Raw genomic sequence first — 14,550 nt, 5'->3', positions numbered from 1 at the left:
GTCGTCCCGTTGGGGAGGCGACGGGCCCCTGTACGCAGTATCCCCGGCGGACGGACCCGACAGGTAGGCGCTCACGCCCGGACGACCGGTGTCCGGCGGGGAAGTCAACAATGTTGTCAACGCCGTTGACTCGACTGGGCACGGATGCCACGCTGCCGTGACGGGGCCGTGCCGAACCGTTCCCGGCCCGTGACGTACCGCGCCGCGCCCCCTGTCAAGGAGCAGCTCTGATGAGCCGTGCAGACCTCGTCTTCCTCTCGGGCCCTGTCATCACCATGGACCCGTCCCGCAGCGGCGCGACGGCGCTGGCGGTGGCCGGGGGGCGGATCGCCGCGGTCGGCGGTGCGGAAGTGCGTGCGCTGATCGGGCCGGGCACCGAGGTGGTCGACCTGGCGGGTCGGGCGCTACTGCCGGGTTTCCAGGACGCCCATGTCCATGCTGTGTTCGGCGGCCTGGAGCTGGGCGCCTGCGATCTGACGGGTACGACCGACGTGGCCGAGTACCGCAGGCGGATCACGGCGTACGCGGCGGCCCGTCCCGAGCGGGGATGGATCACCGGCGGCGGCTGGTCGATGGAGAGTTTCCCCGGCGGCCTGCCCACCCGGCAGCTGCTCGACGAGATGGTGCCCGACCGGCCCGCCCTGCTGGTCAACCGGGACCACCACGGCGCCTGGGTCAACACCCGTGCCCTGGAACGGGCCGGCGTGAACGCCACCACCCCCGATCCGGCCGACGGGCGCATCGAACGCGAGGCCGACGGCACCCCGTCCGGCATGCTGCAGGAAGGCGCGGTCGCCCTCGTCGGCCGGGCCGTCCCCGCCCCCACCGACGACGATCTGCTGGCCGGCCTGCTGCGCGCCCAGCAGCTGCTGCACTCCTTCGGCATCACGGCCTGGCAGGACGCCCTGCTCGGCGAGTACAGCGGGCACCCCGACGTCTCCGGCACCTACCGCACCGCGGCACAACGCGGCCTGCTGACCGCCCGGGTGAGCGGCGCCCTGTGGTGGGACCGGGACGCCGGCGCCGACCAGCTCCCCCACCTCGTGGAACGCCGCAGGACCCTGCGCGCGGGCACGTTCCGCGCCGACACGGTCAAGATCATGCAGGACGGCATCGCCGAGAACCGCACCGCCGCCATGACGGCCCCGTACAAGGAGGCCTGCGGCTGCGCCACCGCCGACACCGGCCTGAGCTTCGTCGATCCCGACAAGCTCGCCGGCTACGTCACCGAACTCGACGCCCTCGACTTCCAGGTCCACTTCCACGCGCTGGGCGACCGCGCGGTCCGCGAGGCACTCGACGCCGTCGCGGCCGCCCGCACGGCCAACGGGCCGCGCCGCAACCGCCACCACCTCGCCCATCTCCAAGTCGTCCACCCCACCGACGTGCCGCGCTTCGGGGAGCTCGGCGCGATCGCCACCATCCAGCCCCTGTGGGCCGCCCACGAACCGCAGATGGACGAACTCACCATCCCCTTTCTCGGCGACGGCCTCGCCGCACGGCAGTACCCGTTCGCCGACCTCCACCACGCCCGCGCGCCGCTCGCGGCCGGCAGCGACTGGCCCGTCAGCTCCGCGAACCCCCTGGAAGGCATCCACGTGGCCGTCAACCGGATCCTCCCCGGCGCCGACCGGCCGCCCTTCCTCCCCCGTCAGCGCCTCGACGTGGCCACCGCCCTCGCCGCCTACACGTCGGGCTCCGCACACGCCAACCACCTCGACGACACCGGCACCCTCCGCCCGGGCCACCTCGCGGACCTGGTCGTCGTCGACCGCGATCCCCGCACCACACCGGCCCCCGAGCTCGCCTCACTCCGCGTCGAGGCCACCTACGTCGCGGGACGACGCGTCTTCGGCGACTGAGCGGAGCTTCTGCGGGTCGGTGACGAGGTAGACGTCGCAGACCTGGTCCACCGTTCTGCATCAGGTCCATGACCATGACGGCGCAGGGCGCCTCGTCCTCGAAGACCACCGCCGCGGGGTCGCCGTCGACGTGCCGGCGCTCGGCGCATGATCAGATGCCTTGGCGGCACGGGTCGGCACGCTGTCGAGCGCGTCCCGCGGCACATCGGCGCCAAGAGCCGGTCACCGGGAAGGTGTTCGGGGGGACGCGCGGCGGCCCCGCCGCGACGGGGGAACGCGGCGGGGCCCTGGGCTGAGACCTACCCCCCTCGCGGCCGACGCACACGCATCCGAACGGTCAACGGCATCCACACTTCGGGCCCGCGGAGCACCCGTGTGTTTCACGGATCGACCGACCGGTCACCCGCACCAGGAGGCGCGGGGAGGAGCGCCGTGCCACCCGGACCCGGAAGTCGGAGAGGAGACACACGTGCTGAACTGGCGTGAGTACGCGGAGTGCAGGAACGAGGATCCCGACCTGTTCTTCCCCGTCGGCACCGGCGGACCGGCCCTCGTACAGGCCGAAGCCGCCAAGCAGGTCTGCGCACGGTGTCCGGTCCGGGAGCAGTGCCTCGCATGGGCCCTGGAGAACGGCCAGGCCACTGGTGTCTGGGGCGGGCTGAGCGAGGACGAGCGCCGCTCCCTCACGCGCCGCTCCCGCCGCCGCGACCGGCACGCGGCATAGTCGGCGGTGTCCCGTCCTCCGCGCGGGCCGACGTGGTCGGTTGCACTCGGTCGAACGGCTCGGTGAGTTCGCTGGCCATTTCCGCACGCTCCAGGAGATCGGGGATCTAAGCTCGTCGATCATTTCCTGCAGCGGAGTCATGGAGGTCGATCGACGTGACGGATGTGGTTGTCTTTCACCACGCCCAGGGACTGACCCCGGGGGTCGTCGGCTTCGCCGAGGAACTCCGCGGTGCGGGCCACACCGTGCACACCCCGGATCTCTACGACGGCCTGACGTTCGACACGCTGGACGCCGGCATGGGGCACGTGGCGCGCATCGGTACCGAGGAGATCCTCGAGCGCGGCACACGGGCCGTCGCGGATCTGCCGGCGGACGTCGTCTTCGTCGGGTTCTCGCTCGGCGTGCTGAGCGCACAGAAACTGGCCCAGACACGGCCCGGAGCCCGCGGTGCCGTATTCGTCTCCGCGTGCGTTCCCACCTCCTTCTTCGGGCCGTGGCCCACCGGGGTCCCGGCACGGATCCACGCCATGGACGCCGACCCCGTGTTCCGTACCGAGGGCGATGCCGAGGCAGCCCGCGCACTCGTCGACGAGGCCCCCGACGCCGAGCTGTACCTCTACCCGGGCGGCGGACACAACTTCGCCGACAGCTCGTTGCCGTCCTACGACGCCGAAGCCGCGGCGCTGCTCCTCGAGCGCACGTTGGAGTTCCTCCAGGAGCGGTGAGCTGTGGCCGCCGCCGAGGTGCGGAAACGCCGTGGCGGTCGGGTGGTGGGCGCCGGTATCGTCCGGTGCCCCGACCAGCCCGTTCCGGCGGTCTCCGACGTCCAGAGAGCGATTCCCATGACCACCCCGCAAGCGACGACGACCCTGTGGCGCCCGACCGGCCCCACGGAGCTGGACCTGGTCCGGGAGCTGAACTGGCGTGCGTGGCCGCCGCGTCTGCCCGAGCAGCCGATCTTCTATCCGGTGCTGAACGAGGACTACGCGATCCGGATCGCGAGGGACTGGAACGTGAAGCACAGCGGAGCCGGCTTCGTCACCCGCTTCGAGGTCGACACGGAATTCCTGCGCAGGTACCCCGTCCAGCAGGCAGGCGGGCGGACGATCCTCGAACTGTGGGTTCCCGCCGAAGAGCTCGACGAGTTCAACGCCCACATCGTCGGTGAGATCCAGCTGGTCCACGAGTTCCGCTGAGACACGCACCGAACGTTCGCGGCCCGGACCCCGCTCCGGGCCGCGAACACCCACCGCCGATACGTCAGTACGGTCGGGGCCGCTCCTGCGTCGTCACACACCTCCTCCCCGCGAAGCGGTGGGCCCCGCAGGCGAGGGACGGACGCGGTCATGACGCGCGCTCCGATGCCGGCCTCTTGTCGTGGATCCGCAGGCCGGCGAGATCCCACGCCTCGACCGCGTAAGGAACCGGCGCGGTGTCGGCCGCCGTGGCCTGGAGGCGCCAGGGCACGCCGCCGACCGGGTAGAGCCGCACAGTGAGTGCCCGTCCCGCGGCCGTGAACACCTCGGCGGCCGAGTGGTCGAGTACGACGCGGAGGTCCACCGGCCCCGGCTCGGCGGGCAGCCGCCAGCAGCCGCCTTTGGCCCGGGGGTCCAGCGAGGCGTGGGACCGGTCGACGACCACCTCTCCCGTCGCCGGATCGCGGCCGATGTCCAGGTACTCGCCGCCTGCCGTATCGGTGACCAGCCGCAGCCCTCCCCCGGCGTCGAGACGAGCGGTGATGTCGCAGGCGGGGCCGATCTCGCCCAGATCGACGGGCTGTTCCGCACGGACCTTGCCCTGGGCGCCGACCCGGCGGTCCCGGCGCAGGCGCTCGATCTCCCGGGCAGGCCGCTGCAGGAGTAGCCCGCCCGGGCCGAGGGTCACCTCACGCGGCAGGGACAGCATCCCGGCCCATCCCACCTCGTCGGTCCACTCGCTGGGCGCACCGACGCGTTCCTCGTCGCGCGCCTCCCAGATCCACGCCCACATCAGCCACCGGCCGTCGGGGGCGGGCAGCAGTGCCGGCGCGTAGAAGTCCGGTCCGTGGTCGAGCCGTTGGGGGGAATCGGCGACGAACGCCCCGCCGTCCTCGTGGCCCGGCCAGGCGACCGTGCACAGGGCGCCCTCGTCGGCGTCCCAGGCGCTTACGAGCACCACGCCGCGGCCGTCGCCGAAGTGTGCGTACTGGGCGCACTCCCAGCCAGTCCCGGTCGTGCCTTCGCCGGGCAGCGGCTCGGGGGCGCCGGCCAGGAAGACGCCCTGGTAGGTCCAACCGGTCAGGTCGGTGGAGGAGTACTGCACGGCCGCTCCCCGGCCGTCCGCCAGGGCGGCGCCGACGAGCATGCGCCAGCGGTCGCCGTCGCGCCACACGTACGGGTCACGGAACATGGTGGTGCCCGCGGGCGGTTCGGGGACCAGCAACTGGTTGTGTTTGGTGAAGGTCAGGCCGCCGTCGCGGGACACGGCCCAGGTGACCGGCTGGTCCCAGCGGTCGGGGTGTCTGGCCGAGTAGAAGGCGATGAGTGCGCCGTCGGCTTCCACGGCGTTGCCCGACCACACTCCTCCCGCGTCGTCTCCGCCGGGAGTGGGGGCCAGGGCGATGGGCAGGAGTTCCCAGTCGAGGAGGTCGCGACTGCGGAAGTGACCCCAATGCATGTCGGCGTGGCGGGCGCTTCCCGGGTTGTACTGGAAGAAGACGTGGTAGTGACCGTCGTGGTGGACCAGCCCGTTGGGGTCGTTCAGCCAGTTGCGGGGCGGCCGCAGGTGGAGTGCGGGAAAGTGCGGGTCCCGGGCGGGGGCGGGCACGGCCCGGTCGCCGTCTGTGGTGTGCACGGAGTCAGCCACGGGCGCGCTCGTTGTAGCGGTGCCGCACGTCCGCGGCCTGCTTGGTGTTGGCTTCCGACTCCTGCAGCGACCGCTCACCGCGCTGACGGGTGCGTTCGGCGAGGTGCTCCATGTGCCGTTCGAAACGGGCCCGGTACCGCTCGCGCATCTGGGCGATCTCTTCGGCGACGGGACCGCTGCGGGGCGCCGGGGCGGGCATGGGCAGGCCGGCGGGCCGTACGGGCAGGCGCTGTTCGAGCGGGAGTATCGATGCCTTCGGCGAAGGCAGGGTCTGGTACCAGTACGCGGTCGAGGCCCAGTCGTCGCTCAGGTGGTTGCCGTGGCCGTGCTCGACGGTGACCTTGATGCGCTCCTCGAAGCGGACCGGATCGGTCACGTGGAAGCGGTAGTTGACGGAGTAGCCCGGGACGTCGGCCTCGTGGAGGATTGCGCCGTGGTAGAGGTAGGCGTTCTTCTGCATGCCCCATGCGTGGTTGAAGTAGTCCTCGGTGCCGGTGCCGTGCAGCGAGGGGGGCCAGACCGTGGTGCCGTCGGGCAGGAAGTCGTCGTCGATCCAGATCATGTCGTTGCCCTCCCCCCACCAGCTGCCCTGCCGGTGGTGGACGGAGAGGTTGCAGCCGACGTAGTGGCCGGCGCCCTCGGTGTCGAGGATGACGTAGTTGTCCTCGCCCGTCACATCGACGATGTTCACTTCGGGGCTGTTGGTCTGGATGTCCGGGGCCCAGCCGTTGCACGGGTTGCTGCGGTTCCAACGGGCATGGAAGTAGAGGGTGTCCTCGGGCAGCGGCTCGGGGAACAGCTCGTAGTCGACGTAGAAGTACTGCTGGATCGGCAGGTCGTTCTCGTTGACCAGCTCGATGCGGGCACGCCGGTTGAACGGCATCGGCGCCCAGCAGTTCAGCGCCGCGCTGCCACCGAAGATCAGTGACTCCTCCGGCTTCGCGGAGACGGTGAAGAGCGCGGACTGGTAGCTGTTGGGCATGCAGTGGCCCACGCCGAAGAAGTCGCCGAGCGGCACGAGGACGGCCGGCTCCTCCTCGTCGTCCCAGGTGATGCGAATCAGGACCTTGCGGTAGTAGTCGGGGTCGGGCTCCTCCCAGTTGACGCCGAGCGCGTTGTGGATCTCCATGACCGGCGCGACGGTGTCCGCCTCCAGCGGGTCGATGAGGCCGGGACCGAGTGTCCTGCGGCAGAACTGCGTCATCCAGATGTGCGTGATCTGCCCCGGCCCCTCCAGGTCGGCGAGGACCCGGCTGGAGTGCGCCGGGGTGGTCCAGTAGTCCTGGTTGCGGCCGCGCTGGTCCCAGCTCGACGTGCGAGCGCTGCGCGCCGCCTTGCGGCGGGTGAGGTCTCCGAGAGGAGAAAGCATGGGTCACTGCCTTTCATGATGTCGGTCGCTGGTGCCGGGCGGAGGGCATTGGCCTTTCCCGCCGTCGGTCAAGAGGCTGTGCGGCGCCGCAGCCGCACGATGTGCGGTAGACGACGCGAGGATCGAGACGGATGACCTCGCCCTCTGCGCGGCTTTCGCCGTTCACCCGCCGCAGCAGCAGAGCCATGGCGGTGGCGCCCACGTCGAAGGCCGGCTGGACGACGGTGGTGATGCGGGGCTCGAAGAGGCCGGCCTGCGGGAAGCCGTCGAAGACCGCGAGCTTGAGGTCCCGCGGGATGTGCAGGCCGATCTCCGCGGCGGCGCTCATGACGCCCACCGCTGTCTCCGTGCCGGCGCAGGCAACCGCTTCCGGTCTCCGCTCGCCGCCGAACAGGCGCAGGGCCAGGACCCGGGTCTCCGCGGCCAGTCCGGAGCCTGTGAGGACCAGTTCGGGATCCGGTTCGATGCCCGCTGTGCGAAGGGCCTGTGCGTAGCCCCGGTAGCGCTCGGCCACGGTGGAGACCGCGAGGTCTCCGGCGGCCAGGGCGATGCTGCGGTACCCGTGCCCGAGCAGGTGCTCCACGAGTTCGCGCATCGGGGTCGTGTTGTCCACCCCGACCTGGTCGCCGGACCAGGAGCCGCCGAGCCGGTCGAGGATCACCACGGGCGTCCCGCTGCGCCGTACCGCCTCGGTCTCCGTGCCCGTCGACCCTGCGGCCGGGGCCACGATGAGGCCGTCCACACGACGAGCGGCGAGCGCCTGCACCGCTCGCGTCTCCTGAGCCGGGTCCTCGCCCGAGTGCGCGAGCAGCAAGGTGTAACCGGCCCGGGCCGCCTCGTGCTCCACGCCCCGGACCATCTCGGCGAACGTGGGCTGACCGGCGTCGGAGACGACCAGCCCGACGGAGTCGGTGCGCGAGCGGCGGAGCGACCGGGCGAGTGTGTCCTGGCGGTAGCCGGTCCGCTCGATGGCCTTCAGCACCCGCTCGCGGGTCTTCTCCGCCACCGGCCGGGTGCCGTTCACGACATGGGAGACCGTCGAGATGGACACTCCGGCGTGTTCCGCCACATCGACGATGGTCGCCACGTCTACCTCTTTCGATCGAAACGTTTGCGCGAAACGTTTGCGCAGATTGTTGGTCGCGGGCTCGACGGCTGTCAAGGGTCGGAGGCACGGATTCCTCCGTGCTCGACGCCGCGTGATGCAGGCCGTGTGCAGGTGGGTGCGGTCGCGGGCGGAAGGCAGCAACTGCCCTGCCGTTCAACGACGTCAGCCGCCGCGAGCAGGCGGCGGGAACTGGCCTCCCGCCGCGCCGGGTGCGCACGCCACGGCCTCAAGACCCGCCGGCAGGAACGTACGAGGGACCACCGGCATACGGACGGGCGTCCCCGCTCGGTGGCCGGCGGTCAGGAGACCGCGCCGCCCCGGCCCGGGCAGCCGCACGACTCCCGGTAGGTGATCTCCGGCGCCAGCCGGACCGAGCGGTAGCTGGTCTTCGTGTCGTCCTCCAGGCGGCTCAGCAGGAGCTGCATGGCGGTACTGCCGATCTCGTACGCGGGCTGCGTGACGGTGGTCAGCCGGGGACGGAAGAGGTCGGCGTTCGGGAACCCGTCGAACGTGGCGAAGGCGATGTCACGCGGTGTCCGCAACTCCAGGGCGCCGGCCGCCTCCAGCACCCCTATGGCCGCTTCGGTGCTCACCGCGACCACCGCGGTGGGCCGGTCCGCCATCCCGAGGATGCCCGTCACCTGCCGGCGCACGTCGGCCGCGAGACCGCTGCCCATGAGGACGAGCGAGTCGTCGGCCTCGATGCCGGCCTCGGTCAGCGCCTCCAGATATCCCCGGCGCCGCTCGGCGACGGTCGACACGGTGGCATCACCGCCCGCCAGCGCGATGCGCCGGTGCCCGTGCTCGACGAGGTGGAGCACGACCTCGCGCATGGGCGCCGCGTTCTCCACCCCGACCTGGTCGGCGCGGATTCCGCCCAGGCGGTCCATCAGGACGACGGGGGTTCCCCGCTGCTGGATGTCCGCCATCTCCTTGCTGTGGGACCGGCCGACCGGGGCGATGATCAGCCCGTCCACTCTCCGCTCGGTCAGCGCGTGCAGTGCCCGCAGCTCCCGCGCGGGATCCTCGCCCGAATTGGCGAGCAGCAGTGTGTGGCCGGCGGCGGCCGCCTCGCGCTCGACGCCCCGGACCATCTCGGCGAACGCGGGCTGGGTGACGTCCGATACGACGAGGCCGATCGAGTCGGTCCGTGACCGGCGCATGGCGCGGGCCACGCTGTCCCGCCGGTACCCCGTTGCACGAATCGCCTCCTCCACACGCTCCCGCGTGTCCTCCCGGACCGGACGGGTCCCGTTGAGGACATGCGACACGGTGGACGTGGAAACTCCCGCCAGTGCCGCGACATCGACGATCGTTGCCACTCTGGGTTCTCCGCACGTAATCGAAACGTTTACGCAACGATGGCACGTCGCGAGCAACACCGTCAACGGCCGGTCGGCCCCGCGCAGGCCGTTGTTCACCGGGCGACCGGAACCTTGTCGAGCGACAGGACGGGTAACGGTAGAGGCGATGCGCTCATCAAGGGGGAAATCTCGTCGGCACACAACCTTGACACGGGAAACGGCCCGAGTATCTTTCATCGAAACGTTTGCCCCATGCGGTCCGACCCGGCGCCATGAGCCTCCCCGCGGCCGCCGACGGGCCCTTTCCGCAGCCGATCCGGGCAGCTCATCGCGGTGAAACCACAAGACGCGCATCGGAAGATGCCGGCGAAAGGTGCAGCATGTCAACGATGACACAAGCGGCGGGCAGATTCTGCTTCCCGCGGACCCGCCGTCTGGCGAGCACGGCCACGGCCACAGCCCTTGCCGCCGCCATGGTGACGGCCTGCGGAACGGATCCCTCCCAAGGATCCGCCGCCGATGGGCTGATCACCCTCGCGATGCACAACCCCAACGTCCAGCAGCAGGACCCCGCGACGTACGAGCTCGTCCAGGCGTTCAACGCGAAGAACCCGACGATGAAGATCAAGATCGTCGGACGGCCGATGGAACAGCACCAGCAGCAGATGACGATCGCGGCGCAGAGCGACACCCTGCCCGAGGTCTTCTGGATCTACAACGCACTCGCGCAGACCATGGCGAAGAACGGCGACCTGCTCGACCTGAAGCCGGTGCTCGCCGAGAAGAATCTCGACGCCAAGTTCGCGCCCCACATGCTCTCCGGCTTCCGGCAGGGCGATGTCCAGTACGGAGTCCCCTACCAGGCGCTTGTCACCGGCTTCTACTACAACAAGTCCGTCCTGGACAAGCACGGCATCCCCGTCCCCCGGACCTACGACGACCTGCTCGCCGCGGTGAAGAAACTGAAGGCCGCGGGAGTCGTGCCGATCGCGCAGGGCGCGAACAACTCCTCGTTCAGCGTGTGGGCCTTCCTCACGATGCTCGACCGCTTCGGGTACGAGGAGAAGTACCAGGCGATCCTGGACAAGAAGCAGAGTTACGACAACCCCGAATTCCTGCGCCTCTACCAGCACATCGAGGAGCTCGCCGAGGCCGGCGCCTTCCCGCCCAACATGACGACACAGACCTACACACAGGCCGTCGCCTCCTTCACCGCCGGGCAGACCGCCTTCCTCGACTCCGGAGTGTGGGACGCCGCGAAGATCCAGGAGAGCCCGATCGGCAAGCACGTCGGATTCTGGGCCGGCCCCACCTTCTCCGACGGCGTCGGCAACCAGAACCTGGTGATGAACGCGCCCTCCGCGCCGCTCGTCGCCAGTGCCGCGGTCAAGGACGATCCGAAGAAGTACGAGGCCGTCAAGAAGTTCCTCCAGTTCTACTACAGCGACGAAGGCCAGCAGATCCTCGTCGAGAACGCCCAGCCGCCCGTCACCACCTACGTGCCGGCCGTGGACAAGGCCAAGTCCTCCGTCTTCTGGGCCGTCCTGGAGGAAGCCGCCAAGCCGGAATGGACGAGCCCCAAGGCGCAGCCCGACCTCGTCGTCCCGGCGGAGACCGCGAACGCCATGTACGACAGCATCTACGGGGTCATGTCGGGCGCGATGAGCCCCAAGGAGGCCGTGCGGCTCGTTCAGCGGACGCTCAAGTAGCCGACGGCACAAGGCAGCCGACGGCGAACGCCGTCCGGTGACGACCGGGGCCGGCCTGGCCCGAATGGCAAGGACAGCATGAACTGGCTCACCACACGCCGGACTTTCACCCTGATGATCGCGCCGGCCCTGCTTCTCTACACCGTATACATGGTCTATCCGATCCTGTACTCGGTCTCTTACAGCTTCACCAGCTACGACGGCGTCTCGCCGGCCCGGTTCACCGGGCTCGACAACTACCGCGAGATGGCACACGACACGGTGTTCAGGACCTCGGTCCAGAACACCGGCATCATCCTCGGGGTCGCCGTGACCCTCCTGGTCCCTCTGGCCTTCCTGCTGGCGGTCCTGCTCAGCGGAAACGTCAAGGGCAGCGCGATCCTGCGACCGCTCGTCTTCGCGCCCGCGATCGTGGCACCGATTCTCGTCGGTCTGATCTGGATATTCATCCTCGATCCCGAGATCGGCCTGCTGAACGCGGCGCTGCAGGCGATCGGAATCGCCGTCCAGCCGCAGTGGATCGGCGGGACCACCCTGAGCCCCTACGCGATCGCGTTCGTCTACCTGTGGCAGCAGATCGGCTTCGTCGTCACCATCCTGTACGCCGCCATCCGCATGCTGCCGCGCGATGTGATGGAGGCGAGCACCCTCGACGGGGCGTCGCGCTTCCAGCAGCTGCGGTACATCACCGTACCGATGCTGCGGGAGTCGTTCGGTATCTGTACGGCCCTGGTCGTGACCGGCGTCTTCAAGATCTTCGAGCTGGTCTATGCGCTGACCGGAGGCGGTCCGGTGCATCTGTCCGAAGTGATGGTGAGTTACATGTACCACGTCACCTTCACCACGCTGCAGTACAGCTACGGGATGGCGCTGGCTGTCGTGGTCTTCCTCATCGGCGCCGCCGCCGCGGTCGTCACCCTGTTCGGCGTCAAGAGGAGGGCTGCGGCGTGAAGACGAAGAGCAACCGGTACGCCCGGGCACACGCCGAGGTCCGGCCGTCGCGGCGTCCGCGCCGGGGGCGCATCATCGCCTCGTCCATCGCGTACCTCATCACCTTCGTGATCCTGCTCCCGCTTCTGTGGATCATGCTGCTGTCGTTCCAGACGAACGAGAACATCCTGGCGCACCCGTTCTCGCTGTCGGATCTCAGCCTGGCCAACTACCGGCAGGCGCTGGAAACGCTCGACCTGATGGTCATGTACAAGAACACGCTGATCCTGGCGGTCTTCTCCGTGACCATCGGACTGGCGGTGTCCTACATGGCCGCCTTCGCACTGACCCGGATGGTGTTCCGCAGCGGAAAGCGCGGCGTCCAGAACACGATGAGGTACTACCTCCTCGCCGGCCTCGCCGTACCGGTGTACATCCTTCTCTTCCCGGTCTACCGGCTGGACATCGCGCTGGGCCTGTTCGGCACGCATGCGGCGCTGATCCTGCCCTACATCGCCGTCTCGATCCCCTTCAACATCCTTCTCCTGACGGGATTCCTCCGCGAGTTCCCCGAGGAGATCGAACAGGCGGCGGTCATCGACGGGGTGGGGCTGTGGTCGATGGCATGGCGCGTCGTGTTCCCGCTCATGCGCCCGGTGGTCGCCACGCTCGCGATCCTCAACGTCATCTACGTCTGGAACGAGTTCCCCTTCGCCGTGACATTGATCAACAATCCGGAGCTGACGACGATCTCGCTGGGCATCTCCCAGTTCCAGGGCGTCTACAGCGTCAACTACGGCGCCATGATGGCGTCCGCCACCCTCGTGCTCCTCCCCCAGCTGGTCATCTACGCGGTCTTCCAGCGTCAGGTCATCTCCGGCATGACCGCCGGGGCGATCCGCTGAGCCGGTGAGCGGAGCCGCTCCGCACCGTCGTGCGCCCCATCCGGGGCGCACGGATCACTGAATCCCTTCGTCCAGGAGCCGCAATGAACCGAGGGAAACAACCCGTCTCACGCCGCAGCGTTCTGACAGGACTCACCGCGGCAGTGGCCTCGGCGGTGTTCGTGAACACCGCACGGCAGAGCCCGGCACAGGCCGCCACGGGCGCGCCCGCCACACCGCCTCTCCCGCACCCGCCCTACCACTCCATCGTCGGCGTTCTCTGACTCGGCGGACTCTCCGAGGAACTCCCACCTGACCGTTCAGGAAGGAAAGTCATGGCAGACACTGTCTACGACGTCACGACGTGGGGCGGGGCGACGGTCTCCCCCTACGTGGACATCGGCGCGGTCATCAACCAGATCATCGCCGACATCAAGGCGAAGCAGTCGACCCAGACGACCAGGCCCGGCGCCGTCATCTACATCCCGCCCGGTCACTACGACCTCCTGACGCGGGTCGTCATCGATGTGAGCTTCCTTCAGATCAAGGGCTCCGGCCACGGGTTCCTGTCCGAGGCCATCCGCGACGAGTCGCCGACCGGGTCCTGGGTCGAGACACTGCCCGGCGCCAGTCACATCCGGGTCAGGAACAACGACGGCCACCGGGAGGCGTTCCTGGTCAGCCGGTCCGGCGCTCCCGGCACGGTGGGCCGGCTGAACAGCGTCGTCTTCCAGGACTTCTGCCTCGACGGGGTCTCCTCGGCCAAGCCCTACACGCCGGGGAATTCCAAGATCGGGATCTCGTTCCAGTCGGACAACGACGCGATCCGGATCGAGGGCATGGGCTTCGTCTACCTCGAGCACGCGATCATCGTCCGGGGCGCGGACGCACCCAACATCACCAACAACTTCATTGCGGAGTGCGGGTCCTGCATCGAACTGACCGGCGCCTCACAGGTCGCCAAGATCACCAACAACTTCCTGATCAGCGCCTGGGGCGGCTACTCGATCTTCGCCGAGAACGCGGAGGGACCGCAGATCTCCGGCAACACGATCCTGTGGGCCTGCAACATCACGTTCGACAACGTGAACCGCGCCTCCGTCACCGCGAACAAGCTGCTCAGCAACTTCCCCAGCATGATCGCCCTGCTGAACGGCAGCTCGGAGAACCTGATCGCCGCCAACCACTTCCGGCGCGTCCACGGTGACGGCACGAGCACGCGCTTCGACGACAAGTTCGGCCTCGTGCACATAGCGGGGAGCAAGAACACCCTGACGTCCAATCAGTTCTCGTTCTCCGTACCGGCGCAGAGCATCACGCCGGCGGGCGCCGACCCGACGATCGTGCTGGTCAAGAGCGGCGACAACAACTACCTGTCGTCGAACCACATCACCAGCAACCTGCCGGCCAAGGTCGTCCTCGACGCCGCCACCACGGCCACCAAGGTGCTCTACAGCGCCACCAACGCACAGCTCGAGCCCTACACGACCAACCACTCCATGGTGGCCACCCCGTAAGAGGAGGTCCGCCCCCCGGGGCCCGCCCTTGGGATCCGCCCCCGTCGCCGCTGCCCGGCCCTCCCGAGACATGGGAAGGCCGGGCAGTGGGGCGTTCCGCGGATGTCACCGTGCGGCTCGCGCGCGGTGCCGGCGTACCGCGTCGCCTTTCGCGCACCGGACGCCGCGGACTGACGCCCACCACCTCGATGTGACGGACGTCACAGTAGGCGATCCCGGTGTCCTCAGGTCATCATATGACCTGATCGCTGAACGGATCACGAGCCGGACCGCGCCCCGGGACCAGGCGTCGAAAC

At 69.3% G+C, this 14,550-nt stretch carries 12 protein-coding genes; 8 read left to right on the top strand and 4 right to left on the bottom strand.

What is annotated here, in order from left to right:
* The first annotated feature begins 230 nt into the window (after positions 1-230).
* From ACF08N_RS16220 to ACF08N_RS16205, 4 genes are all read left to right on the top strand, one after another.
* A complete protein-coding gene (locus ACF08N_RS16220; RefSeq protein ID WP_392325253.1) occupies positions 231-1,862 on the top strand; it encodes an amidohydrolase in 1,632 nt (543 codons plus the stop codon).
* A 469-nt stretch (positions 1,863-2,331) separates the two neighbouring features.
* Positions 2,332-2,586 (top strand): WhiB family transcriptional regulator, encoded by a 255-nt coding sequence (locus ACF08N_RS16215; protein WP_392325252.1) that lies wholly within the window; start codon positions 2,332-2,334, stop codon positions 2,584-2,586.
* Between the two features lie 155 nt (positions 2,587-2,741).
* Positions 2,742-3,314, top strand: coding sequence for a dienelactone hydrolase family protein (locus ACF08N_RS16210; RefSeq protein WP_392325251.1), 573 nt, complete (start codon positions 2,742-2,744; stop codon positions 3,312-3,314).
* 117 nt (positions 3,315-3,431) lie between these two features.
* Positions 3,432-3,785 carry a hypothetical protein gene (locus tag ACF08N_RS16205; protein ID WP_392325250.1) on the top strand — a complete coding sequence of 118 codons (354 nt, stop codon included), beginning with the start codon at positions 3,432-3,434 and terminating at the stop codon, positions 3,783-3,785.
* A 148-nt stretch (positions 3,786-3,933) separates the two neighbouring features.
* Here ACF08N_RS16205 and ACF08N_RS16200 read toward each other — a convergent pair whose 3' ends face one another.
* The 4 genes from ACF08N_RS16200 to ACF08N_RS16185 all read right to left on the bottom strand — a co-directional run bounded on the left by ACF08N_RS16200 (position 3,934) and on the right by ACF08N_RS16185 (position 9,232).
* The gene (locus ACF08N_RS16200; protein WP_392325249.1) at positions 3,934-5,433 is read right to left on the bottom strand and encodes a glycoside hydrolase family 32 protein; all 1,500 of its coding nucleotides are present in this window, start codon (positions 5,431-5,433) and stop codon (positions 3,934-3,936) included.
* On the bottom strand, positions 5,426-6,802 hold the full coding sequence (locus ACF08N_RS16195) for a glycoside hydrolase family 172 protein (RefSeq protein WP_392325248.1): 1,377 nt from the start codon (positions 6,800-6,802) through the stop codon (positions 5,426-5,428). The genes ACF08N_RS16200 and ACF08N_RS16195 overlap by 8 nt, the downstream gene beginning before the upstream one ends.
* 13 nt (positions 6,803-6,815) lie before the next feature.
* On the bottom strand, positions 6,816-7,889 hold the full coding sequence (locus tag ACF08N_RS16190) for a LacI family DNA-binding transcriptional regulator (protein ID WP_392325247.1): 1,074 nt from the start codon (positions 7,887-7,889) through the stop codon (positions 6,816-6,818).
* Between the two features lie 320 nt (positions 7,890-8,209).
* Entirely contained in the window at positions 8,210-9,232 is a 1,023-nt protein-coding gene (locus tag ACF08N_RS16185; protein ID WP_392325246.1) for a LacI family DNA-binding transcriptional regulator, read from the bottom strand.
* Between the two features lie 362 nt (positions 9,233-9,594).
* Here ACF08N_RS16185 and ACF08N_RS16180 point away from each other — a divergent pair, with 362 nt between their 5' ends.
* From ACF08N_RS16180 to ACF08N_RS16165, 4 genes are all read left to right on the top strand, one after another.
* Positions 9,595-10,923, top strand: a complete 1,329-nt coding sequence (locus ACF08N_RS16180) for an ABC transporter substrate-binding protein (protein WP_392325245.1) — start codon at positions 9,595-9,597, stop codon at positions 10,921-10,923.
* 78 nt (positions 10,924-11,001) lie between these two features.
* Positions 11,002-11,874 (top strand): carbohydrate ABC transporter permease, encoded by an 873-nt coding sequence (locus ACF08N_RS16175; RefSeq protein WP_392325244.1) that lies wholly within the window; start codon positions 11,002-11,004, stop codon positions 11,872-11,874.
* The gene (locus ACF08N_RS16170) at positions 11,871-12,758 is read left to right on the top strand and encodes a carbohydrate ABC transporter permease (RefSeq protein ID WP_392325243.1); all 888 of its coding nucleotides are present in this window, start codon (positions 11,871-11,873) and stop codon (positions 12,756-12,758) included. Before ACF08N_RS16175 ends, ACF08N_RS16170 begins: the two co-directional genes overlap by 4 nt.
* 314 nt (positions 12,759-13,072) lie before the next feature.
* Entirely contained in the window at positions 13,073-14,254 is a 1,182-nt protein-coding gene (locus tag ACF08N_RS16165) for a NosD domain-containing protein (RefSeq protein ID WP_392325242.1), read from the top strand.
* Positions 14,255-14,550: the final 296 nt, after the last annotated feature.

This window comes from Streptomyces sp. NPDC015127, from assembly GCF_043080095.1.
In the GTDB taxonomy this organism is placed as follows: Bacteria; Actinomycetota; Actinomycetes; order Streptomycetales; family Streptomycetaceae; genus Streptomyces.
This window is presented reverse-complemented; position numbering and strand designations above follow the sequence as displayed.

Coding starts and splice junctions, on each gene's coding strand:
- ACF08N_RS16180 (WP_392325245.1), top strand. CDS start 9,595: ATGTCAACGATGACACAAGCGGCGGGCAGATTCTGCTTCCCGCGGACC.
- ACF08N_RS16165 (WP_392325242.1), top strand. CDS start 13,073: ATGGCAGACACTGTCTACGACGTCACGACGTGGGGCGGGGCGACGGTC.
- ACF08N_RS16195 (WP_392325248.1), bottom strand. CDS start 6,802: ATGCTTTCTCCTCTCGGAGACCTCACCCGCCGCAAGGCGGCGCGCAGC.
- ACF08N_RS16220 (WP_392325253.1), top strand. CDS start 231: ATGAGCCGTGCAGACCTCGTCTTCCTCTCGGGCCCTGTCATCACCATG.
- ACF08N_RS16205 (WP_392325250.1), top strand. CDS start 3,432: ATGACCACCCCGCAAGCGACGACGACCCTGTGGCGCCCGACCGGCCCC.
- ACF08N_RS16175 (WP_392325244.1), top strand. CDS start 11,002: ATGAACTGGCTCACCACACGCCGGACTTTCACCCTGATGATCGCGCCG.